The sequence below is a fragment of the Pseudomonas sp. SIMBA_067 genome (assembly GCF_046534675.1).
Classification (GTDB): domain Bacteria; phylum Pseudomonadota; class Gammaproteobacteria; order Pseudomonadales; family Pseudomonadaceae; genus Aquipseudomonas; species Aquipseudomonas putida.
Genome location: NZ_JAWRYH010000199.1, coordinates 1 through 320 on the forward strand (window position 1 = coordinate 1; position 320 = coordinate 320).

Genomic DNA, 320 nt, shown 5'->3' on the forward strand with positions numbered 1-320 from the left:
GTCTGCTCGATCCGGGTGGCGGCATTGCGCTCGTTCTGCAGGCGGTGTCTCTGCACATGCCGGACAACGCCGTGGCGTTGCCCCTGGACGCGTACGCGTTTTCGCGCGAAATAGGTTTCGTGGAGAAAAGCGGGCAGGCGCAGCGAGCGGATATTGCGAAGTTCATCCGTTGTGTAAGGGAGGCGGTTGATTCCGCGTAGGCCCTGAATCGAACGAAAATTCTTTCTGTTCAAAGATGAGCTTTACCGAAGGTTAGAAAACATCGGCTACGCCATGCTAAGTGTTGATAGCGACCTGTACCGGCATTGGTTGTTGGACAC

At 55.6% G+C, this 320-nt stretch carries 1 protein-coding gene; it reads left to right on the forward strand.

Features of this window, described 5'->3' with window-relative positions; genetic code table 11:
* Positions 1-200 (forward strand): hypothetical protein (locus tag SB765_RS28715; protein WP_410932370.1); only part of this gene is annotated, 200 nt, incomplete at its 5' end.
* Between the last annotated feature and the right edge of the window lie 120 nt (positions 201-320).